Source organism: Streptomyces sp. NPDC007088, assembly GCF_042869355.1.
GTDB lineage: Bacteria > Actinomycetota > Actinomycetes > Streptomycetales > Streptomycetaceae > Streptomyces.
The window spans coordinates 138,717-160,158 of the sequence record NZ_JBIAFO010000001.1; the positions used below are offsets into that span (position 1 = coordinate 138,717).

Below are 21,442 nucleotides of genomic sequence, written 5' to 3' on the forward strand. Positions count from 1 at the left end.
GGTTCCGGGGCGGGACCACGCCGCTTCGTCCTCCGTGCGCCGGTGCGGTTCCTCATCGCTCCCCGGGCGGCTGGGGGCCGGCCGTGCACAGCCGGTAGACGCTGCCGTCCTTCTCCCGGCTCAACAGGCCGAAACCGACGCAGTAGCGGCGCAGCGCCGAGGTGTCCGCGTAATAGCGTGCGAAGGCTTCGTTGACCTCGCGCTCGGTGTAGTCCCGCCCCTCGGTGAACAGGGCTCCGGCCAGGTGCCGCAGCAGGTCCTCGCGCACGGAGAGCCGCACGGGGACGGTGACCAGCCGGCCCCGCGCGAAAAAACCGGCGAGGCGGCGCGGCAGCCACTCGGGGGCGGGCGCGGAGGCGGACTCCCGGCGGAAGGCGGCCGGGTCGACGGCGAGGCTCCCGTCGGCCAGACGGTGCACGAGGCCCGCCTTGACGAGGCGGCCGAGCTGCTTCTGCGCGGGCGCGCTCTCCTGCTCCCCGAGCACGATCCGCGCGAAGAGCCTCAGTCGTTCCGGATCGGCGAGCGCGCTCATCATCTGACGGTCCATGGTGTCCTTCCCGACGGTGCAGGGCCGTCGGCCAGTCTCACCCGTCCGGGCGAGCGGGCGCATCCACTTTTCGTCCTGGTCCCGTCACTGTGCGCGCCTGGCAGCGGGCGTACGCGCGGGCGGCGCGCCGGTTCCGTCCGGCGCGCCGCCCGTGGGACCGACACGCGTTCAGCGTCCGCGCAGCTCGCGGTACTTGGCGACGAGGGTCGTGGTGGACGCGTCGAGGCCGGGCACCTCGGCCCCCTCGGTGAGCGCGGGCTCCACGCGCTTGGCGAGGACCTTGCCGAGTTCGACGCCCCACTGGTCGAAGGAGTCGATGTTCCAGATCGCGCCCTGCACGAAGACCTTGTGCTCGTAGAGCGCGATGAGCTGGCCGAGCACCGAGGGGTTCAGCTCGGGGGCGAGGACCGTGGTCGTCGGGTGGTTGCCCCGGAAGGTCTTGTGCGGGACGAGGTCCTCGGGGACCCCTTCGGCACGGACCTCCTCGGGCGTCTTGCCGAAGGCGAGGGCCTGGGTCTGCGCGAAGAAGTTGGCCATGAGCAGGTCGTGCTGGTCGGCGAGGGCCGGTTCCAGTTCGTCCACGGGGCGGGCGAAGCCGATGAAGTCGGCCGGGATGAGCTTGGTGCCCTGGTGGATGAGCTGGTAGTAGGCGTGCTGCCCGTTGGTGCCGGGGGTGCCCCACACGACCGGGCCGGTCTGCCAGTCGACCGGCTCGCCGTCCCGGTCCACGGACTTGCCGTTGGACTCCATGTCGAGCTGCTGGAGGTAGGCCGTGAACTTCGACAGGTAGTGCGAGTACGGCAGCACGGCGTGCGACTGCGCGTCGTGGAAGTTGCCGTACCAGACGCCGAGCAGGCCCAGCAGCAGCGGGCCGTTGGCCTCGGCGGGGGCGGTGCGGAAGTGCTCGTCGACCTGATGGAAGCCGTCGAGCATCTCGCGGAAGCGGTCCGGGCCGATCGCGATCATCAGCGACAGGCCGATCGCGGAGTCGAAGGAGTACCGGCCACCGACCCAGTCCCAGAACTCGAACATGTTGTCGGTGTCGATACCGAAGTCGGCGACCTTCCCGCCGTTCGTGGACAGCGCCACGAAGTGCTTGGCGACCGCTTCCTGACCGGCCTTCAGCTGGTCGAGCAGCCAGCCGCGCGCGGAGGTCGCGTTGGTGATCGTCTCGATCGTCGTGAAGGTCTTGGAGGCGATGATGAACAGCGTCTCGGCGGCGTCCAGGTCGCGCACGGCCTCGTGCAGGTCGGCGCCGTCCACGTTGGACACGAAGCGCACGGTCAGCCCGCGGTCGCTCCAGGGGCGCAGCACCTCGTGGGCCATCGCGGGGCCGAGGTCGGAGCCGCCGATGCCGATGTTCACGACGTTCTTGATCCGCTTGCCGGTGTGGCCGGTCCAGGCGCCCGAGCGCACCGACTCGGCGAAGGCGGCCATCTTGTCGAGGACCGCGTGCACCTGGGGTACGACGTTCTCGCCGTCGACCTCGACCACCGCGTCCCTCGGGGCGCGCAGCGCGGTGTGCAGGACCGCGCGGTCCTCGGTGGTGTTGATCTTCTCGCCGCGGAACATGGCGTCCCGCAGCCGCTCCACCCCGGTCGCCGCGGCCAGCTCGCGCAGCAGTCCCAGGGTCTCGTCGGTGACGAGGTGCTTGGAGTAGTCGAGGTACAGGTCGGCGACCTGGAGCCGGTAGCGCGTGGCCCGGTCCGGGTCGGCGTCGAACAGCTCCCGCAGCCGCACGTCGCCGGTCTGCTCCCGATGCTTGCCGAGTGCGGTCCACTCAGGCGTCTGGTTGAGCCGCGTACGGCTTTCTGCGTTCATCAGGGACTTCTGCCTTCTTTCGTACGTATGTACCGTGTCCCGGCCTGCTCCAACCTAATTGATCAGTGCCCGGGACGGCGGGAGTTACCGCCGCGCGGTACGGGTGCCCTGGAGTGCCGGGCCCCTTGGGGAACAGCGCTCGCGGGGTGGGCCCTGATTCCCGGCCGGACGCGCGGGGCGGCAGCGCCGCGGGCGCGGACAACTACGGCCGGACATCGAAAGGATGTCCGGCCGGGGCCGTGCGCTCAGATCTCGCCGCGGAGCTTGGCGAGGGCCTCGGCGAGGATCGCCTCGCCGTCGGCGTCGCTGCGCCGTTCGCGTACGTAGGCGAGGTGGGTCTTGTAGGGCTCGGTGCGGGGCGGATCAGGGGGGTTCTCCTGGTCCTGGCCCGCCGGGAAGCCGCAGCGGGGGCAGTCCCAGGTGTCGGGGACCTGCGCGTCGCTCGCGAAGCTCGGCTGCGTCTCGTGCCCGTTGGAGCACCAGAAGGAGATGCGCAGTCGCGGCGCCGACTCGCCGCGTTCGGCCTCGCCCATCGGCCCCGCCCCGACCCGGCTCCCCCGGATCGCGTTGCCACTTGCCACGGTCGTAACTCCCTGCGTGATGGTGCCGCGGAACGTCCGGCCGGGCCGGCCCGCTCCACTGCGGGCGCCTTACGTGTGTGCAAGGCCCAACGCGCGTCCCCTCAAGGGAGTTACACCCCGCCCGGAACGCGAGCCACCATGATAGGCCGGGCTCGCGGCGATGCACCGGACGAGGCGGGGATACGGCTCAGTTCAGTTGTTCATCTTCATCACGAGGCCGAGCACGACGATGCACGCGAACCACAGCAGACCGACCACCACGGTGATCCGGTCGAGGTTGCGCTCGGCGACGGAGGAGCCGCCGACCGAGGACTGCATGCCGCCACCGAACATGTCGGACAGGCCGCCGCCCTTGCCCTTGTGCATCAGCACCAGCAGCATCAACAGCAGGCTGAACACGATCAGGGCGATCGAGAACCCCATAACCACGGCTGGACCCTACTTTCCGCAATTTCCTCGGGCGCGCCACCGCCCCCGAAAGGCGGGGACCGGCGCTTGAACGAACGACGGGGGCCGGACTTCCCGAGGGAAGCGACCCGGCCCCCGCAAGGGTACTGGGGATCGGCGCGGGCGCCTACTCACCGGTCGCCCGAGCGCGTGATCCTACTGGTCGCGGAAACGGACGATCTTGACGAACTCGTCGTTGTCCAGCGAGGCCCCGCCCACGAGCGCGCCGTCGATGTCCGGGCGGGCCATGATCTCGGCCACGTTGCCGGACTTGACCGAGCCGCCGTACTGGATGCGGACCCGGTCGGCCAGCTCCTGGCCGTACAGCTCGGCGAGCTTGCCGCGGATCGCGCCGCACACCTCCTGGGCGTCGTCGGGACCGCAGACCTTGCCGGTGCCGATGGCCCACACGGGCTCGTAGGCGATGACGACGGACTCGGCCTGCTCGGCCGGGAGGTCCTTGAGGGCGCCCTCGACCTGGGCGAGGGTGTGCTCGACGTGCCGGCCCGCGTCGCGGACCTGCTCTTCCTCGCCGACGCACACGATCGGGGTGAGGCCGTGCTTGTAGGCGGCCTTGACCTTCTCGTTGACGATCTCGTCGGTCTCGTCGTGGTACTGGCGGCGCTCGGAGTGGCCCACGGCCACGTACGAGCACTTGAGCTTGGCCAGCATCGCGCCGGAGATCTCACCGGTGTAGGCGCCGGAGTCGTGCGCCGACAGGTCCTGGGCGCCGTACTTGATCTTCAGCTTGTCGCCGTCGACCAGGGTCTGCACGGAGCGCAGGTCGGTGAAGGGCGCGAGGACCGCGACCTCGACGGCCTCGTAGTCCTTGTCGGCCAGGGCGAAGGCGAGCTTCTGGACGTGGGCGATGGCCTCAAGGTGGTTGAGGTTCATCTTCCAGTTGCCCGCCATCAGCGGGGTGCGGGAAGTCACGGGTGTTCAGTCCTCCAGTGCGGCGAGGCCGGGAAGCGTCTTGCCCTCAAGATATTCGAGGCTGGCGCCACCGCCGGTCGAGATGTGGCCGAATGCGTTTTCGTCGAAGTCCAGCGTGCGCACGGCGGCGGCGGAGTCCCCGCCTCCGACCACGGTGAACGCCGAGCTGTCGACGAGGGCCTGGGCGACCGCTCTGGTGCCCTCGGCGTAGTCGGGGTGTTCGAAGACGCCCATGGGGCCGTTCCAGAAGACGGTGGCCGTGTCGGCGAGCTTCGTGGCGTAGAGCTTGCGGGTCTCGGGGCCGATGTCCAGGCCCAGCTTCCCGGCCGGCATGGCGTCGGCGGAGACGGCCTCGGGGTGGGTCGCCGCCTTGGCCTTGAGGTCCGGGAAGGATGCGGTGACCAGGACGTCGACGGGGAGGACGAACTCCACCCCCTTCTCCTCGGCCCGCTTCAGGTACTCCTGGACCGCCGGGATCTGGTCCTCCTGGAGCAGCGAGGAGCCGACCTCGTGGCCCTGGGCCTTGAGGAAGGTGAACATCATGCCGCCGCCGACGAGGATGCGGTCGGCCTTCTCCAGCAGGTGGTCGATGACACCGAGCTTGTCGGAGACCTTGGCACCGCCGAGCACGACCGCGTACGGCCGCTTGACGTCCTCGGTGAGCTTCTTGAGGACGCCGACCTCGGTGGCGATGAGGTAACCGGCGTAGTGCGGAAGGAGCTTCGGCAGGTCGAAGACCGAGGCGTGCTTGCGGTGCACGGCGCCGAAGCCGTCGCCCACGTACACGTCGGCGAGGGCGGCGAGCTGTGCGGCGAACTCGCCGCGCTCGGTGTCGTCCTTGCTGGTCTCCCCCGGGTTGAAGCGGAGGTTCTCGATGACGGCGACCTGTCCGGGCTGGAGGCCGTCGACCGCCTCGTGCGCGGCGGGACCCACGGTGTCCTGGGCGAAGGCCACGGGGGCGCCGAGGAGTTCACCGAACCGCTCAGCGGCGGGCAGCAGGGAGAAGGCCGGGTCCGGCGCGCCCTTGGGGCGGCCGAGGTGCGAGGCCACGACGACCTTGGCACCCGCGGCGACGAGGGCTTCGACGGTCGGCAGGACGGCCCGGATGCGGCCGTCGTCGCTGATGAGGCCGTCGGCGAGCGGCACGTTGAGGTCGGCGCGGACGAACACCCGCTTGCCCGACACTCCTTCGGAGAGGAGTTCGTCGATCGTCTTCATGGGTTCATGGCTCCTTGGAGGTCAACGAGGAGGGGCGGTGGGCGGTGCGGACGCGGGGGCCGGAGAACGTACGCACGCCTCCGGCCCCCGCGACCGCCCCGCGGGGGCGTCACGGACAAGCGAGCAGGGCCCGTGCCGCGCTGGTTCGCGCCGCCCGGACCCTGCCGCCCGCACCGTGCTGCCTTACCGGCTCGCGGTCAGAGCTTCTCGCCGACGAAGACCGTGAGGTCCACGAGGCGGTTGGAGTAGCCCCACTCATTGTCGTACCAGCCGATGATCTTGACCTGATTGCCCTCGGCCATCGTCAGCTCGGAGTCGAAGGTGCAGGAGGCCGGGGTGCCGACGATGTCCGAGGACACGATCGGGTCGGCGGTGTAGACGAGCCGCCCGGCGAGGCTGCCCTCCTGGCTGGCCTTCTCGAACGCGGCGTTGACCTCGTCCTTGGTGACCTCGCGGTCCAGGGTGACGACCAAGTCGGTGACCGAGCCGACCGGGACCGGGACGCGCATCGCGATGCCGTCGAGCTTGCCCTTGAGCTGGGGCAGGACCAGGGCGGTGGCCTTCGCGGCACCCGTCGTGGTCGGGATGATGTTCTCGGCGGCGGCGCGGGCGCGGCGCAGGTCCTTGTGCGGGAAGTCCAGGATGCGCTGGTCGTTCGTGTAGGCGTGAACGGTCGTCATCAGACCCTTCTTGATGCCGAAGTTCTCGTCGAGAACCTTCGCCATCGGCGCCACGCAGTTGGTGGTACACGACGCGTTGGAGATGACGTTGTGCTGCGCCGGGTCGTACTTGTCCTCGTTGACGCCCATCACGATGGTGATGTCCTCGTCCTTGGCCGGAGCCGAGATGAGGACCTTCTTGGCGCCACCGGCGATGTGCTTCTCCGCGTCGGCCTTCTTGGTGAAGATGCCGGTCGACTCGATCACGATGTCGACGCCCAGCTCGCCCCAGGGAATGTCCGCGGGGTTGCGCTCGGAGAGGACCTTGATGGTGCGCGAGCCGACGGTGATGGTGTCGGCGGTGTGCGACACCTCCTCCGTCAGCGTGCCCAGCATCGTGTCGTACTTGAGCAGGTGTGCGGTGGTCGCGGTGTCACCCAGGTCGTTGACTGCCACGATCTCGATGTCCGCACCCTGCTGAAGCAGAGCGCGGAAGTAGTTGCGACCGATGCGGCCAAAGCCGTTGATGCCTACGCGGATCGTCACGAACCGATCTCCTCGTTGGTACGCCGGTTTTCGACGCCGGCGAGTTGTATGGGATGTCCCCGACCACCTTCGACCCTACCTCGCGTGGGCACGGCTGGTGACATCGAGCGGGGCACTTGCGCACGGGAGATCCTTACTGGTCAGTAGCCGCCTGAATACTGGCCAGTAACGCCGCTCACCCGCTCTTCTGAGTCATCCGGACGCCATGTGTGGGACACGCCCCCGACATCGTTCTACGCGGGTGGACCGACCGCTGACGGACCGCTGGACGAGGCGGCCCGGCGCTCGCCGGCGGGCCCCGGCCTGGAGGGCGCCCGCCCCGCCCGTCCGGGCAGTGCGAAGCCGCCGGGGAAAAGATCCCCCGGCGGCTTCCCGCGGGACGCGCGCGGCCGGCGCGGACGCGGTGTCAGCCGACCATGCTGTCGGCCAGTTCCTCCGTCAGGGTCGACTCGGTGCCCGGGATGCCGAGGTCGCACGCGCGCTTGTCGGCCATGGCCAGCAGCCGCCTGATCCGGCCCGCCACCGCGTCCTTGGTCAGCGGCGGGTCGGCGAGCGCGCCCAGCTCCTCCAGGCTCGCCTGCTTGTGCTCCATCCGCAGCCGTCCGGCGGCGGCGAGGTGCTCGGGCACCTCCTCGCCGAGGATCTCCAGGGCCCGCTGTACGCGCGCCCCCGCGGCCACCGCGGCCCGCGCGGAACGGCGCAGGTTGGCGTCGTCGAAGTTGGCGAGCCGGTTGGCGGTGGCCCGCACCTCGCGGCGCATCCGCCGCTCCTCCCAGGCCAGTACCGACTCGTGGGCACCCAGCCGGGTCAGGAGCGCGCCGATCGCGTCGCCGTCCCGCACCACGACCCGGTCCACCCCGCGCACCTCGCGGGCCTTCGCCGCGATCGAGAGCCGGCGCGCCGCGCCCACCAGGGCGAGCGCCGCCTCGGGTCCGGGGCAGGTCACCTCCAGCGAGGAGGAGCGGCCCGGCTCGGTGAGGGAGCCGTGGGCGAGGAAGGCCCCGCGCCAGGCGGCCTCCGCGTCGCAGGTGGCCCCCGAGACCACCTGCGGGGGCAGGCCCCGGATGGGGCGGCCCCTGCCGTCCACGAGCCCGGTCTGCCGGGCGAGCTGATCACCGCCCGCAACCACCCGAACGACGTAGCGCGAACCCCGGCGCAAGCCGCTGGGAGCCATCACCACGAGGTCGGAGGCGTGGCCGAAGATCTCCAGAATGTCCTTGCGCAACCTGCGCGCCGCGATCCCGGTGTCCAGCTCCGCCTCGATCACGATGCGTCCGCTCACCAAGTGCAGCCCGCCCGCGAACCGCAGGATCGCCGAGACCTCAGCTTTCCGACAGCAGGTCCGGGTGACGGGAAGCCGGGAGATCTCATCCTTCACCGCTGCCGTCATCGCCATGGGCCGATCCTTCCATGCATCCGAAAAATACGGTCGTACGCGGCCGCCAGCAGCTCCGGGTCGTGCTTCGGAACACCGTCGGGCCGTGCGACCGGGGCCAGCTCCACCGTTGCGTCGAACCGCTTTGCGGCCTCGTCGAGCGAGGCGCGGTCGGGTACGGCAGCCTCGTCGGCCAGCACCACGTCGAAGGCGAGTTTAGGGGCGTGTCGGGCCAAAACCTCCAAATGACGCTGCGGAGAGAAGCCCGCGGTTTCGCCGGGCTGCGGTACGAGGTTGAGCGAGAGCACTTTGCGGGCCCGCGTGTCGGTGAGCGCGTCGAGCAGTCCGGGCACCAGAAGGTGCGGGATCACGGAGGAGAACCAGGAGCCGGGGCCGAGCACGACCCAGTCGGCGTCGAGGACCGCCTCGACGGCCTCCGGGACGGCCGGCGGGTCGGCGGGGACGACGTGCACCGACTGCACCTCGCCCGGGGTCAGGGCCACGGTGGCCTGTCCCCGCACGAGGTCGACGTCCTCGGGCCGCGCGGGGTCGTGGCCGCGTACCAGGGCCTGGAGTTCGAGGGGCACCGCCGACATGGGCAGTACCCGGCCGTGCGCCCCGAGCAGCGTGCCGACCAGATCGAGCGCGGCCACCGGATCGCCCAGTTGTTCCCACAGCGCCACGATCAGCAGGTTGCCGACCGCGTGGTCGTGCAGGTCGCCGCGGCTCGCGAAGCGGTGCTGGATCACCCGGGCCCAGGTCTGTCCCCAGTCGTCGTCCCCGCACAGCGCGGCCAGCGCCTTGCGCAGGTCACCGGGGGGCAGGACGCCCAGTTCGTCGCGGAGCCGGCCGCTGGAGCCGCCGTCGTCGGCGACGGTGACCACGGCGGTCAGCTCCCCGGTGATCCGGCGCAGCGCGGTGAGGGAGGCGGACAGGCCCATGCCGCCGCCCAGGGCGACGACCTTGGGCTGGGTTCCGCGCCTGCGCGGTTTGGGCGCCGGCCCCTCCCCCGTCCGGCGCAGCCGCCCCAGGCGGCGTGGGCGTGCGGTCATTCGCGGCCCATGTCCCGGTGGACGACGACGGTCTCCACCCCTTCGGCCACCAGCCGCGCGGCGAGCTTCTCGGACATCGCGACCGAACGGTGCTTGCCGCCCGTACAGCCCACGGCGATGGTCACGTAGCGCTTGCCCTCGCGCCGGTAGCCGGCCGCGATGAGCTGGAGCAGCTCGGTGTAGCGGTCGAGGAACTCCTTGGCGCCGGGCTGGCTGAGGACGAAGTGGGAGACCTCCTCGTTCAGCCCGGTGTAGGGCTTCAGCTCGGGGACCCAGTGGGGATTGGGCAGAAAGCGCATGTCGACGACGAGGTCGGCGTCCACGGGCAGCCCGTACTTGAAGCCGAAGGACATGACGGTGGCCCGCAGTTCCGGCTCCTCGTCACCGGCGAACTGGGCGTCCATCTTCGCGCGTAGTTCGTGCACGTTGAGGCTGGAGGTGTCGATCACCAGATCGGCGTCCCCGCGCAGTTCGCGCAGCAGGTCGCGTTCGGCGGCGATGCCGTCGACGATCCGGCCGTCGCCCTGGAGGGGGTGCGGGCGGCGCACCGATTCGAAGCGGCGCACCAGGGCGTCGTCGGAGGACTCCAGGAAGACGATCCGCCGGGTGACGTGCTTGGACTCCAGGTCGGCCAGCGACTCCCGGAGGTTGTCGAAGAAACGCCGCCCCCGTACGTCCACGACGACGGCGATCCGCGCGACGTTGCCCTGCGAGCGGGCGCCCAGCTCCACCATGGTGGGGATCAGCGCCGGCGGCAGGTTGTCGACGACGAACCAGCCGAGGTCCTCCAGACACTTCGCGGCCGTGCTGCGGCCGGCGCCGGACATGCCGGAGATGATCACCAGTTCGGGGATCGCCGTCTCCGTGCTCTGGCCCGGCTCACTGCTCGTGCCCGTACTCACCTGTTCTCCGTCCCGTTCGTGCTGCGTCATGGTGTGTGCCCCCGTCGTCGGTCCGCCGCGCCGGGTCCGGGGTGGCCGGCCGAGCGGACTGCTCTCCACTGTCCTCGTCCGGGGCCCCGGCCGGGGCCCGCCGTACCGGGACGGGCGCCCCGGGGCGGTGCGCGGTGGCCCGCGGTCCGTTGTTGTCCGGGGTGGGGCCCGTCCCGGGCGTCCGCGCGGCCTCCCACGGCCCGCGAGGGGATCGCGGCCGGTCGGGGCCGCTCCCCTCGCCGGCACGGCCGCCGTCCTCCCTCGTGCTCGCCTCGCCCGTCCGCGTCGAATGTACGACGGATGCGGACGGGCTTTCGCCGGGTGCCGGGGGCGGGACGGGGTCACCGCCCTCGTGCGCGGGGGCGGCCTCGTGCTCCCGCGCGGGGGCGGCCTCGTGCTCGGGCCCGGCGTCGTCGGCGTCCCCGTCCTCCTCCGGCGCCGCGGCGGTGTCCGGAACAGGTTCGGGGACGGGTTCAGGGGCCGGGGCGGTTTCGTGGACCTCAGCGGGTTCAGGGGCGGCGGCCGGCTCGGCCACGGGTCCGGGCCCGTCTCCCTGAGCGGGCTCCCTTGGGGGTACGGGCGCGGTCTCGTCCGCGCGAGTAGGCCCTCGCGGGGTCTCGCCCTCCTGCCCGGCGCCGGTCCCGTCCCCGGTCTCCGCCCCGGTTTCCGTCTCGTCCCCGGACTCGACCTCGGTCTCGTCCTCGACGATCTCGCCGGTCGCGGTGTTGACCGCGGGGCCGGCCGGGGCGGCCTTCGCGAAGGTCGCGAGGATCGTCTCGGCCGTTTTCCTCCCTATGCCCGGGACCTCGCAGATCTGGTCGAGGGTCGCCGCGCGCAGTCTCTTGACCGAGCCGAAGTGCTTGAGCAGCGCCTGCTTGCGGGTCTGGCCGAGACCGGGGACCTCGTCCAGCGGGCCGGCCCGGAAGCGCTTGGCCCGCTTGCTGCGCTGGTAGGTGATCGCGAAGCGGTGCGCCTCGTCGCGTACCCGCTGGAGCAGGTACAGGCCCTCGCTGGTGCGGGGCAGTACGACCGGGTCCTGCTCCCCGGGCACCCACACCTCCTCCAGCCGCTTGGCGAGCCCGCACACCGCGATGTCGTCGATGCCGAGTTCGTCCAGCGCCCGCTGGGCCGCCGCGACCTGCGGCTGGCCGCCGTCGACCACGACGAGCTGCGGCGGGTAGGCGAAGCGCTTGGGCCTTCCGTCCTCCTCGGCGGTCCCCGTCTCGACGGGGCCGTCGAGTTCGTCCTCGGTCCACTCCCCGGTGCGCTCCTTCTCGACCAGATAGCGGCGGAAGCGGCGGGTGATGACCTCGTGCATCGAGCGGACGTCGTCCTGGCCCTCGAAGCCCTTGATCTGGAAGCGCCGGTACTCGCTCTTGCGGGCGAGCCCGTCCTCGAAGACGACCATCGAGGCGACCACGTCGTCGCCCTGGAGGTGGGAGATGTCGTAGCACTCGACGCGCAGGGGCGCGCTGTCCAGGTCGAGGGCCTCGGCGATCTCCTCCAGGGCGCGGGAGCGGGTCGTGAGGTCGGAGGCCCGCTTGGTCTTGTGCAGGACGAGGGACTGCTGGGCGTTGCGCTGCACCGTCTCCATGAGGGCGCGTTTGTCGCCGCGCTGCGGGATGCGCAGCGAGACCAGTGAGCCGCGCCGCTCGGCCAGCCACTCCTGCACGGGTTCGACCTGCTCGGGCAGGGCGGGGACGAGTACCTCCTTGGGTACGGCGTCGCCGCGCTCCTCTCCGTAGAGCTGCTGGAGGGCGTGCTCGACGAGGTCGGCGGTGGTGACGGCCTCGACCTTGTCGGTGACCCAGCCGCGCTGTCCGCGCACCCGGCCGCCGCGCACGTGGAAGATCTGGACGGCCGCCTCCAGCTCGTCCTCGGCGACGGCGATCAGGTCGGCGTCGGTCGCGTCGGCGAGCACGACGGCGCTCTTCTCCATCGCCCGCTTGAGCGCCCCGATGTCGTCGCGCAGCCGGGCGGCCCGCTCGTACTCCATGTCCTCGGCGGCGTCCGCCATGCGCTGTTCGAGGCGGCGCAGGTAGGCGCCGGTGTGCCCGGCCATGAAGTGACAGAAGTCCTCGGCGAGGTCCCGGTGGTCCTCGGGGCTGATCCGGCCGACGCAGGGCGCCGAGCACTTGTCGATGTAGCCGAGGAGGCAGGGGCGGCCCGTGCGGGCGGCGTTCCGGAAGACGCCGGCCGAGCAGGTGCGCACGGGGAAGACGCGCAGCAGCAGGTCGACCGTGTCGCGGATCGCCCAGGCGTGGCCGTAGGGACCGAAGTAGCGCACGCCCTTCTTCTTCTGGCCGCGCATGACCTGGGCGCGCGGGAACTGCTCGTTCATCGTGACCGCGAGGTAGGGGTAGCTCTTGTCGTCGCGGTACTTGACGTTGAAGCGCGGGTCGAACTCCTTGATCCAGGAGTACTCCAGTTGCAGCGCCTCGACCTCGGTGGAGACGACCGTCCACTCCACGGAGGCCGCCGTGGTGACCATCGTGCGGGTGCGCGGGTGCAGATGCGCCAGGTCCTGGAAGTAGTTGGCGAGCCGCTGGCGCAGACTCTTGGCCTTCCCGACGTAGATCACCCTGCGGTGCTCGTCGCGGAAGCGGTAGACACCCGGGGTGTCGGGAATCTGGCCCGGCTGGGGGCGGTAGCTGGACGGGTCGGCCATGCCTGACACCCTACTGTCGCGCGCCGACACTCCGGGGCCGCCCGGTCACCTCGCCCGGCCGTCCCGGCAGGTGTTTCCCGTACGGTCGCGCGCCTGTTACGCCGGTGACCCACACGGGGCGGGCGACAGGGCTCCCGCCGGGCGACCGCCCTTTGCCTCCGTGCTCCTGCCCTCCCCTTGCCGCTCCGGTTGCCCTCCGTTGTTGCTCCGGTTTCCCTCCGTGCGGCGCCCGTTCCCGCTTCCGCGCGGCCCGCTGCCCGGCCGGACGTCTCCCCGCGGCGGCCAGGGCCTACCCTGTGGGCCGCGCCTGGCCCTCGCCGTGGGCGGCGCGTGCCGCCCGCTCGCGAAAGGAAGTCCCCGTGCTCGTGGTCGCAGGAGAGGCCCTGATCGATCTTGTCCCCCAGCCCGGCGCCGGGGAGGGGGAGGGCCCGCTCGCGCCGCTCGCGCCCCGGCCGGGTGGCGGTCCCTTCAACACGGCGGTCGCGCTGGGGCGGCTCGGGAGCGGGACGGCGTTCTGCTCCCGGGTCTCGGCCGACGGCTTCGGCACGGAGCTGATCGCGCGGCTGGAGGCGGCGGGCGTGGACACGTCCGGGGTGCAGCGCGGTCCCGAGCCGACGACGCTCGCCGTCGCGGTGCTCGGGGAGGGCGGTTCCGCCGGGTACACCTTCTACGCGGAGGGCACCGCGGACCGCTTGTTCTCCCTGCCGGCGAACCTGCCGCAGGAGGTCACGGCGGTGTGCTTCGGGACCTGCTCACTCGTACTGGAGCCGGGCGCGAGCGCGTACGAGGAGTTGCTGCGCGAACAGTCGGCGGCCGGGGTGTTCACCCTGCTCGACCCGAACGTCCGCGCGGGCCTGATCCCCGACCCGGTGGCCTACCGGGGGCGTTTTCGCTCCTGGCTGCCGTACGTGAGCCTGTTGAAGCTGTCCGAGGAGGACGCGCGGTGGCTGGGCGGCGGACCGCGGGACTGGCTGCGCGAGGGCCCCTCGGCCGTGGTGACCACGCACGGCGGGGAGGGGCTGAGCGTACGGACGCGGGAGGGGGCCGTGTACCGGGTGCCGGGGGTCGCCGTGGACGTGGTCGACACGATCGGGGCGGGTGACACGGTCAACGCGGCGCTGCTGCACCGGCTGGAGTCGCGGGGCGCGCTGAGCCCGGAGGGGCTCGCGGGCCTCGGCGCGGAGGGCTGGGAGGACGTCCTCGGGTACGCGGCGCGGGCGGCGGCGGTGACCTGCTCCCGGGCCGGGGCCCAGCCGCCGTACGCGGACGAGCTGGCCTGACTCTCGGGCGCCCGCGGTCCGGACGGCGAAGGGCCGGGGTCCCCGTGCGGACCCCGGCCCTTCGCCGTGCGAGCCTCCGGCTCAGCTCTTGCGAGCCGTCCGCTTGGCGGGAGCGGACTTCTTCGCCGGGCCGGACCCCGTGCCCGCCTTGGCCTTGGCTCCGGCGCCCTTGGCGGCCGCGGTCTTCCGCGCGGCGCTCTGGCCGGGGACGATCTGGCCGGGCGTCTTCTTGGCGGCCCCGGACCGCCGGGCGGCGGTCTTCTTGGCGGGCCGGGCCGCCGCCTCGGCGACGGCCTGCGGGCCGAGGACCTCGCCGAGGAAGCGGCCGGTGTGGCTCGCGGGCTCGGCGGCGACCTGTTCGGGGGTGCCCTCGGCGACCACGACGCCGCCGCCGTTACCGCCCTCGGGGCCCATGTCGACGACCCAGTCGGCCGTCTTGATCACGTCGAGGTTGTGCTCGATGACGATGACCGTGTTGCCCTTGTCCACGAGGCCGGACAGCACCTTGATGAGCTTGCTGATGTCCTCGAAGTGCAGACCGGTGGTCGGCTCGTCCAGGACGTAGACGGTACGGCCGGTCGAACGCTTCTGGAGTTCGCTCGCGAGCTTCACGCGCTGCGCCTCGCCGCCCGAGAGGGTCGGAGCGGACTGGCCGAGCCGGACGTAACCGAGACCGACGTCGTCAAGGGTGCGCAGGTGCCGGGAGATGGCCGGGACCGCCTCGAAGAAGTCGCACGCCTCCTCGATCGGCATGTCCAGGACCTCGGCGATGGACTTGCCCTTGTAGTGGACCTCCAGGGTCTCCCGGTTGTACCGGGCGCCGTGGCAGACCTCGCACGGGACGTAGACGTCCGGGAGGAAGTTCATCTCGATCTTGATCGTGCCGTCGCCCGCGCAGTTCTCGCAGCGGCCGCCCTTGACGTTGAAGGAGAAGCGGCCCGGGAGGTAGCCGCGCACCTTCGCCTCCATCGTCTCGGCGAACAGCCTGCGCACGTGGTCGAAGACGCCGGTGTACGTCGCCGGGTTGGACCGGGGGGTGCGGCCGATGGGCGACTGGTCGACGTGCACGACCTTGTCGACCTGATCGTCGCCCTCGACCCGGGTGTGCCGGCCGGGAACCGAACGGGCCCCGTTCAGCTCACGCGCGAGGTGGGTGTACAGGATGTCGTTGACCAGCGTGGACTTCCCCGAGCCGGAGACCCCGGTCACGGCGGTGAGTACGCCGAGGGGGAAGGACACGTCGATGTCGCGGAGGTTGTTCTCCTTCGCGCCGAACACGGTCAGGTGCCGCTTCGGGTCGACGGGCCGGCGCACGTCGGGCACCGCGATGGCGCGCTTGCCCGCGAGGTACTGGCCGGTCAGCGACTCCTTGTTGGTCAGCAGCCCGGCCAGCTCACCGCTGTGCACGACCTTCCCGCCGTGCTCACCGGCGCCGGGGCCGATGTCGACGACCCAGTCGGCGACCTTGATGGTGTCCTCGTCGTGCTCGACCACGATGAGGGTGTTGCCCATGTCGCGCAGCCGCACCAGGGTCTCGATGAGCCGGTGGTTGTCGCGCTGGTGCAGGCCGATGGACGGCTCGTCCAGGACGTAGAGGACGCCGACGAGTCCGGAGCCGATCTGGGTGGCGAGCCGGATGCGCTGGGCCTCGCCGCCGGACAGGGTGCCGGCCGCGCGGTTGAGCGAGAGGTAGTCCAGGCCCACGTCGACCAGGAAGCGCAGCCGCTCGTTGACCTCCTTGAGCACCCGCTCGGCGATCTTCTTGTCGCGGCCGCTGAGCGTGAGTTCGGCGAGGAAGTCGGCGCAGTCGGTGATGGACATCGCGGAGACCTCGGCGATGGACTTGCCCATCACGGTGACCGCGAGCACGATCGGCTTGAGCCGGGTGCCGTGGCACTCGGGGCAGGGCACCTCGCGCATGTACCCCTCGAAGCGCTCCCTGCTGGTGTCGCTCTCCGCCTCCGAGTGGCGCCGCTTCACGAAGGGCACCGCCCCCTCGAAGGGGGTCGTGTAGACCCGCTCGCGGCCGTAGCGGTTGCGGTAGCGGACCTCGATCTGTGTCTTGTGGCCGTACAGCAGGGCCTTCTTGGCGCGCTGCGGCAGCCCGCCGAAGGGGATGTCGGTACGGAAGCCGAGGGCGTCGGCGAGAGCGCCGACGAGGCGGCCGAAGTACTCCTTGGAGTGACCGTGCGACCACGGGTGGATGGCGCCCTCGTCGAGGGACTTGTCCTCGTCGGGCACGATCAGCTCGGGGTCGACCTCCATCCGCGTACCGATGCCGCTGCACTCGGGGCAGGCGCCGAACGGGGAGTTGAAGGAGAAGGAGCGCGGCTCCAGCTCCTCGAAGGAGAGGTCGTCGTAGGCGCAGTAGAGGTGCTCCGAGTACATGCGCTCGCGCTCGGGGTCGTCGGCCTCCAGGTCGACGAAGTCGAGGACGACCATGCCGCCCGAGAGGCCGAGCGCCGTCTCCACCGAGTCGGTCAGGCGGCGCTTGGCGCTCTCCTTGACCGTGAGGCGGTCGATGACCACCTCGATGGTGTGCTTCTCCTGCTTCTTGAGCTTGGGCGGCTCGGTGAGCTGGACGGTCTCGCCGTCGACGCGGGCGCGGCTGTAGCCCTTGGTCTGGAGGTCGGCGAACAGGTCGACGAACTCGCCCTTGCGCTCGCGTACGAGCGGGGACAGCACCTGGAAGCGGCTGCCCTCGGGCAGGCCGAGGACCTTGTCCACGATCTGCTGGGGGGACTGCCGGGCGATGGGGCGACCGCACTCGGGGCAGTGCGGTTTGCCGATCCGCGCGAACAGCAGGCGCAGGTAGTCGTAGACCTCGGTGATGGTGCCGACCGTGGAGCGCGGGTTGCGCGAGGTCGACTTCTGGTCGATGGAGACGGCCGGGGACAGGCCCTCGATGAAGTCGACATCGGGCTTGTCCATCTGGCCGAGGAACTGCCGGGCGTACGAGGACAGGGACTCCACGTAGCGGCGCTGGCCCTCGGCGAAGATCGTGTCGAAGGCGAGGGAGGACTTGCCCGACCCGGAGAGGCCCGTGAAGACGATGAGCGAGTCCCTGGGGAGGTCGAGCGAGACGTTCCTCAGATTGTGCTCGCGCGCTCCACGGATGATGAGACGGTCGGCCACGCCGGTCCGCACCTTTCTGTCGGCAGAAGCGGGGCGGTGGCCCTGCCTCGGAGAACTGTCTGGACCATCGGCCCGGTCGTGGCCGGGGCCCTTCCGGTGGCGACCGGGAAGGCGCGGCCCGCCTCAGCGATGGACGGCGATGCTGCGGTGAACTGCTGGTCGTTCGGCCCTGGGCGGCTGGGCGCCTCGGGCGTGACGGCGCTCACCGGCCGGATGGCTCCGGCCCGGCGGACGTCCGGCTCGACGGTGCTCCCCCGGAGACTGCTCACCGCTTCCGGTGCAACACCACGGGCCCGCCGTCGATTCCGGCGGTCGCGCCGCCACCCTCCAGGATGCTCCTCCAGGATGCCTTTCGACCGCCTCCCCGAGCGTATAGCACGCACATTCGATTCCGGGCCCAGGTCGGCCACCTTCACCCGGACGAGTGGTGAAGCTGTCACGGTTGACCGATCGCCCTCCCGGCCGGGCCCGGGGGTGGTACACGGCGCGACACGACGGTCGCGGAAACGGGCGGGCGCCCTGCACAACGCCTGGGCGGTTGCCGCGTCACGGCCGCGGCTACGGCGGCCTACGCCATGGACCCCGTGGGCGCGGGGCCCGCCCCCCGTTCGTCTAGGGTGACCGCCATGACGTACAGCGGGAAAGTGCGAGTCGGTGGCCCGGCGGACGTGCACGAGCTGCGCGACCTGATCATCTCGAAGGTCGCGGTCGGCCCGATGGACAACAACGCCTATCTGCTGCGGTGCCGGGAGACCGGTGAGCAGTTGCTGATCGACGCGGCGAACGACGCCGACACGCTGCTGACACTCATCGGCGGGGACGGTGTCCGCACGGTGGTGACGACGCACCGCCACCCCGACCACTGGCAGGCGCTCTCCGAGGTCGTGGCCGCCACCGGCGCGCTGACCTGCGCGGGCCGCGAGGACCTCGAGGGTATCCCGGTCGCGACGGACGTGCCGGTGGACGACGGCGACCTGATCCGGGTGGGCCGGGCGGGGCTGACCGTGCGGCATCTGCGCGGGCACACGCCCGGCTCGATCGCCCTGGTCTACGACGATCCGGACGGTTCCCCGCACGTCTTCACCGGCGACTGCCTCTTCCCCGGCGGGGTCGGCAACACGCGTTCCGATCCCGCGGCCTTCGCGCAGCTGATCGACGACGTGGAGACCCGGCTGTTCGCGAGGCTGCCCGACGAGACCTGGGTCTATCCGGGCCACGGTGACGACACCTCGCTCGGCGCGGAGCGCCCGCACCTGCCGGAGTGGCGCGCGCGGGGCTGGTGACCCGCGGTCGGCGGTGGGGCGCCCCCGGGCCGAGGACTCAGCCGGCGAGGGCGGCCACCCGCTGCACCCCGAAGGCGTACCCCTGCACTCCGCAGCCCGCGATGACGCCGTCGGCGCGCAGTGAGACGTAGCTGTGGTGCCGGAACTGCTCACGCCGGTGGATGTTGGAGATGTGCACCTCGATCACGGGGAGTCCGTCACACGCGTTGAGGGCGTCGAGCAGGGCGACCGAGGTGTGCGAGTAGGCGGCGGGGTTGATGACGATGCCCGCGTGGTGCAGGCGGGCCTCGTGCACCCAGTCGATCAGTTCGCCCTCGTGGTTGCTCTGCCGGAAGTCCACGGTGCCGCCATGGCGCGCGGCGGTCTCGGTGCACAGGGCCTCGATGTCCGCGAGGCTCTCGCTGCCGTAGATCTCGGGCTGTCGCTGTCCCAGTAGGTCGAGGTTCGGCCCGTTCAGGATCATGATCGGGGCGGTCGCGAGCGTGTGGGCCATGGTTCCTCCGGTGCGGTTCGGCGCTGCCCCCGGAGGTCTATCACGGGACCCCCGCCGGCCCGTCGCGGCGGGCTCCCGGCAGAGGCGGTCTTGGCGGGCCGGCTTCTTGGCGGGCCGGCTTCTTGGCGGGAGCGTGGTCCCCGTCCGTCCCCATGGCGGACGAGGACCACGCGGTGAGGCGCGCCGGCCGCGGTCAGCGCCTCAGGTCGGCCCTGCCGTCCCCGTCCCTGGACGACCGGGCCGCGTTCTTCTCGCCCTCCTCGCCACCGGGGCCCGCCGCGTCCCGCGCCGCACTCTCCTGCTTGCGGGAGGCCAGCAGGCTGGTCACGGTGGTGACGGCGAGGACGAGCACGATCACGCCGAGAGAGACCGCGGTCGAGATCTCCGGCACGTGCACCCCGTTCTCGTGCAGCGCGTGCAGGACCAGCTTCACGCCGATGAAGCCGAGGATGATCGACAGGCCGTAGCTCAGGTGAACCAGCTTCCTGAGCAGTCCGCCGATGAGGAAGTAGAGCTGGCGCAGCCCCATCAGCGCGAAGGCGTTGGCGGTGAAGACGATGTACGGGTCCTGGGTGAGGCCGAAGATCGCCGGGATGGAGTCGAGGGCGAAGAGCACGTCGGTCGTGCCGATGGCGAGGATCACGACGAGCATCGGCGTCATGATCCGCTTGCCGTTCTGCCTCAGGAACAGCTTCGTGCCGTGGTAGCGGTCGGCGACTCCGAAGCGCCGCTCCAGGGACTTGAGGAGTTTGTTCTCCTCGAACTCCTCGTCCTCCTCGTCACTCCTGGCCTCCTGGATGAGCTTCCAGGCGGTGTAGATCAGGAAGGCGCCGAAGATGTAGAAGATCCAGGAGAAGCTGGAGATCATCGCCGCCCCGGCCAGGATGAACCCCGTCCGCAGCACCAGGGCGATCAGGACGCCGATCAGCAGGACCCGCTGCTGGTACTTCGTGGGCACCGCGAACTTCGCCATGATCAGGACGAAGACGAAGAGATTGTCGACGCTGAGGGACTTCTCGGTGATGAACCCGGCGAAGAACTCCCCGCCCTGTTTCCCGCCGCCGAAGATCAGCAGCCCCAGCCCGAAGAGGCAGGCGAGGGCGACCCAGACCACGGTCCAGACGCCGGCTTCCTTGATGGACACGTCGTGGGGTTTGCGGCCGATGAAGAAGTCGACCGCGATCAGGGCACACAAGGCCACGATCGTCAGTAGCCACACGGTAAGAGAGATGTTCACTGCGCCTCCGGCAGTACGTCACGGCAGATGATCAGCTCGTCGCTGCCGGAGGTCTCTTCCACCCGGGGCCTCCGCCCCTGGCCGGCGCCCCGGGATCGGTTGATCCGTATTGACGGGCACGCCGCTTGAGGAGTACTCCCCTCCGTGAGACACAACCTACGCGAGAGAACCAAGGGATGTAAAGGGATTAGTAAAGGAATCCCCAAAAGGTCGGCCTGTCGGGAGCACGTACCGGTGCCGGGGGGCGATTGGGGAGGGGGCCGCGCCGTGGGGCGCACAGGGTGTGTCCCGGTCGCGGGCCGGACTCGGGCCGGCCGCGGGCCGTTCCGGAATTCAGCCGGTCGGCCCCGCGCATCGGCGTGACGGCGGGGCGGAGGGCCGGAGGGGCGTGCTCGCCCGGCGGGAGACGTGCGGTCCCGCGGCGGCGGAAGAGGCCGTGGCGTGCGGCGAGAGGTCGTGTCGCGGGGCGGGAGGCCGCGACGCTCGGCGGGAGAGGCCGTGGCGTGCGGGGTGCGGGTGCCGTGGCGTGCGGCGGGCGGGCGCGGCCGGGGCGCCGGGTGGGCTGGGCGCGCCTCGACCGCGCTCGCCTTCCGTCACCCGGCGGCGCGGCCCGGGGCCGAGGTCACAGGAGCGGCAGGATGGCGGGCATGAGGTCCTGGAAGGTGCGGCCCTCCGAGGGGGCGCCGAGAGCGGTCATCTGCCAGCCTCCTCCCAGGCGGTGCACCTTGGCCATGATCTGCGCCGTGTACCTGCCGCCGCCCGCGAGGGTGTAGCGCGCCAGCTCCTCCCCCGTCGTCTCGTCGACGAGCCGGCAGAACGCGTTCTGCACCTCCTGGAAGGTCTGTCCGGTGAAGGAGTTCACCGTGAAGACGATCTGGTCGACGCGCTCGGGCACTTGTTGCAGGTCGACGAGGATCGACTCGTCGTCGTCGCCCTGCCCGGCCCCGCCGACCAGATTGTCCCCGGTGTGCCGGACCGATCCGTCGTTGCTCACGAGGTGCTGGAAGAAGACCTCGTCGACGCGGCGCTTGTCGGCGAAGAGCACCGCGGACGCGTCCAGGTCGATCTCCCGGGTGCGCAGGCCGAACAGTCCGCGCTTGCGGGCGGACTGCCAGCCGAGGCCCATCCGGACCGCTGTCAGCGTGCCCCCGTCGCTCTTGCTCAGGCTGATGGCCTGGCCCTTGGTCATGTTGACCGTCACGCGTGGTCCCCTTCCGGTGGTGGTGCCGCGACTG

At 71.1% G+C, this 21,442-nt stretch carries 17 protein-coding genes; 2 read left to right on the plus strand and 15 right to left on the minus strand.

Annotation, left to right across the window (positions count from 1 at the left end; all coding sequences use genetic code 11):
- Positions 1 to 52: 52 nt before the first annotated feature.
- The 11 genes from ACFYMP_RS00645 to uvrC form a co-directional block, all read right to left on the minus strand.
- A complete protein-coding gene (locus ACFYMP_RS00645; protein WP_388848197.1) occupies positions 53 to 547 on the minus strand; it encodes a DUF2087 domain-containing protein in 495 nt (164 codons plus the stop codon).
- 168 nt (positions 548 to 715) lie between these two features.
- A complete protein-coding gene (gene pgi / locus ACFYMP_RS00650) occupies positions 716 to 2,368 on the minus strand; it encodes a glucose-6-phosphate isomerase (protein WP_388848199.1) in 1,653 nt (550 codons plus the stop codon).
- 245 nt (positions 2,369 to 2,613) lie between these two features.
- Complete coding sequence (locus ACFYMP_RS00655; RefSeq protein WP_388849501.1) at positions 2,614 to 2,901, minus strand: RNA polymerase-binding protein RbpA; 288 nt, start codon at positions 2,899 to 2,901, stop codon at positions 2,614 to 2,616.
- Positions 2,902 to 3,141: 240 nt separating this feature from the next.
- Positions 3,142 to 3,372 (minus strand): preprotein translocase subunit SecG, encoded by a 231-nt coding sequence (gene secG / locus ACFYMP_RS00660; RefSeq protein WP_388849504.1) that lies wholly within the window; start codon positions 3,370 to 3,372, stop codon positions 3,142 to 3,144.
- A 180-nt stretch (positions 3,373 to 3,552) separates the two neighbouring features.
- Entirely contained in the window at positions 3,553 to 4,329 is a 777-nt protein-coding gene (tpiA, locus tag ACFYMP_RS00665; RefSeq protein WP_388848202.1) for a triose-phosphate isomerase, read from the minus strand.
- A gap of 6 nt (positions 4,330 to 4,335) precedes the next feature.
- Complete coding sequence (locus ACFYMP_RS00670; RefSeq protein ID WP_388848205.1) at positions 4,336 to 5,547, minus strand: phosphoglycerate kinase; 1,212 nt, start codon at positions 5,545 to 5,547, stop codon at positions 4,336 to 4,338.
- A gap of 197 nt (positions 5,548 to 5,744) precedes the next feature.
- On the minus strand, positions 5,745 to 6,752 hold the full coding sequence (gene gap, locus ACFYMP_RS00675; protein ID WP_388848208.1) for a type I glyceraldehyde-3-phosphate dehydrogenase: 1,008 nt from the start codon (positions 6,750 to 6,752) through the stop codon (positions 5,745 to 5,747).
- A gap of 406 nt (positions 6,753 to 7,158) precedes the next feature.
- The gene (whiA, locus tag ACFYMP_RS00680) at positions 7,159 to 8,148 is read right to left on the minus strand and encodes a DNA-binding protein WhiA (RefSeq protein ID WP_363145901.1); all 990 of its coding nucleotides are present in this window, start codon (positions 8,146 to 8,148) and stop codon (positions 7,159 to 7,161) included.
- A complete protein-coding gene (yvcK, locus tag ACFYMP_RS00685) occupies positions 8,139 to 9,179 on the minus strand; it encodes a uridine diphosphate-N-acetylglucosamine-binding protein YvcK (protein ID WP_388848212.1) in 1,041 nt (346 codons plus the stop codon). The genes whiA and yvcK overlap by 10 nt, the downstream gene beginning before the upstream one ends.
- Positions 9,176 to 10,111: an RNase adapter RapZ gene (gene rapZ / locus ACFYMP_RS00690; protein WP_388848215.1), complete on the minus strand. Its 936-nt coding sequence runs from the start codon at positions 10,109 to 10,111 to the stop codon at positions 9,176 to 9,178. The genes yvcK and rapZ overlap by 4 nt, the downstream gene beginning before the upstream one ends.
- Entirely contained in the window at positions 10,059 to 12,779 is a 2,721-nt protein-coding gene (uvrC, locus tag ACFYMP_RS00695) for an excinuclease ABC subunit UvrC (RefSeq protein ID WP_388848218.1), read from the minus strand. Before uvrC ends, rapZ begins: the two co-directional genes overlap by 53 nt.
- A gap of 359 nt (positions 12,780 to 13,138) precedes the next feature.
- Between uvrC and ACFYMP_RS00700 the strand changes: the two genes are divergently transcribed.
- Positions 13,139 to 14,059: a carbohydrate kinase gene (locus ACFYMP_RS00700; RefSeq protein WP_388848221.1), complete on the plus strand. Its 921-nt coding sequence runs from the start codon at positions 13,139 to 13,141 to the stop codon at positions 14,057 to 14,059.
- Between the two features lie 81 nt (positions 14,060 to 14,140).
- On the opposite strand, the gene uvrA is transcribed toward ACFYMP_RS00700, so the two are convergent.
- The gene (gene uvrA, locus ACFYMP_RS00705; protein ID WP_388848224.1) at positions 14,141 to 17,194 is read right to left on the minus strand and encodes an excinuclease ABC subunit UvrA; all 3,054 of its coding nucleotides are present in this window, start codon (positions 17,192 to 17,194) and stop codon (positions 14,141 to 14,143) included.
- A 626-nt stretch (positions 17,195 to 17,820) separates the two neighbouring features.
- On the opposite strand from uvrA, the gene ACFYMP_RS00710 reads away from it, so the two are divergent.
- Positions 17,821 to 18,477 (plus strand): MBL fold metallo-hydrolase, encoded by a 657-nt coding sequence (locus ACFYMP_RS00710; RefSeq protein ID WP_388848227.1) that lies wholly within the window; start codon positions 17,821 to 17,823, stop codon positions 18,475 to 18,477.
- 37 nt (positions 18,478 to 18,514) lie between these two features.
- On the opposite strand, the gene aroQ is transcribed toward ACFYMP_RS00710, so the two are convergent.
- From aroQ to ACFYMP_RS00725, 3 genes are all read right to left on the minus strand, one after another.
- Positions 18,515 to 18,970 (minus strand): type II 3-dehydroquinate dehydratase, encoded by a 456-nt coding sequence (gene aroQ / locus ACFYMP_RS00715; RefSeq protein WP_388848230.1) that lies wholly within the window; start codon positions 18,968 to 18,970, stop codon positions 18,515 to 18,517.
- 193 nt (positions 18,971 to 19,163) lie between these two features.
- Positions 19,164 to 20,207: a TerC family protein gene (locus ACFYMP_RS00720; RefSeq protein WP_388848233.1), complete on the minus strand. Its 1,044-nt coding sequence runs from the start codon at positions 20,205 to 20,207 to the stop codon at positions 19,164 to 19,166.
- Between the two features lie 622 nt (positions 20,208 to 20,829).
- Positions 20,830 to 21,408: a TerD family protein gene (locus ACFYMP_RS00725; protein ID WP_388848236.1), complete on the minus strand. Its 579-nt coding sequence runs from the start codon at positions 21,406 to 21,408 to the stop codon at positions 20,830 to 20,832.
- Positions 21,409 to 21,442 lie beyond the last annotated feature (34 nt).

Coding starts and splice junctions, on each gene's coding strand:
- ACFYMP_RS00645 (WP_388848197.1), bottom strand. CDS start 547: ATGGACCGTCAGATGATGAGCGCGCTCGCCGATCCGGAACGACTGAGG.
- pgi (WP_388848199.1), bottom strand. CDS start 2,368: ATGAACGCAGAAAGCCGTACGCGGCTCAACCAGACGCCTGAGTGGACC.
- ACFYMP_RS00655 (WP_388849501.1), bottom strand. CDS start 2,901: ATGGGCGAGGCCGAACGCGGCGAGTCGGCGCCGCGACTGCGCATCTCC.
- secG (WP_388849504.1), bottom strand. CDS start 3,372: ATGGGGTTCTCGATCGCCCTGATCGTGTTCAGCCTGCTGTTGATGCTG.
- ACFYMP_RS00670 (WP_388848205.1), bottom strand. CDS start 5,547: ATGAAGACGATCGACGAACTCCTCTCCGAAGGAGTGTCGGGCAAGCGG.
- whiA (WP_363145901.1), bottom strand. CDS start 8,148: ATGGCGATGACGGCAGCGGTGAAGGATGAGATCTCCCGGCTTCCCGTC.
- yvcK (WP_388848212.1), bottom strand. CDS start 9,179: ATGACCGCACGCCCACGCCGCCTGGGGCGGCTGCGCCGGACGGGGGAG.
- rapZ (WP_388848215.1), bottom strand. CDS start 10,111: ATGACGCAGCACGAACGGGACGGAGAACAGGTGAGTACGGGCACGAGC.
- uvrC (WP_388848218.1), bottom strand. CDS start 12,779: ATGGCCGACCCGTCCAGCTACCGCCCCCAGCCGGGCCAGATTCCCGAC.
- ACFYMP_RS00710 (WP_388848227.1), top strand. CDS start 17,821: ATGACGTACAGCGGGAAAGTGCGAGTCGGTGGCCCGGCGGACGTGCAC.
- aroQ (WP_388848230.1), bottom strand. CDS start 18,970: ATGGCCCACACGCTCGCGACCGCCCCGATCATGATCCTGAACGGGCCG.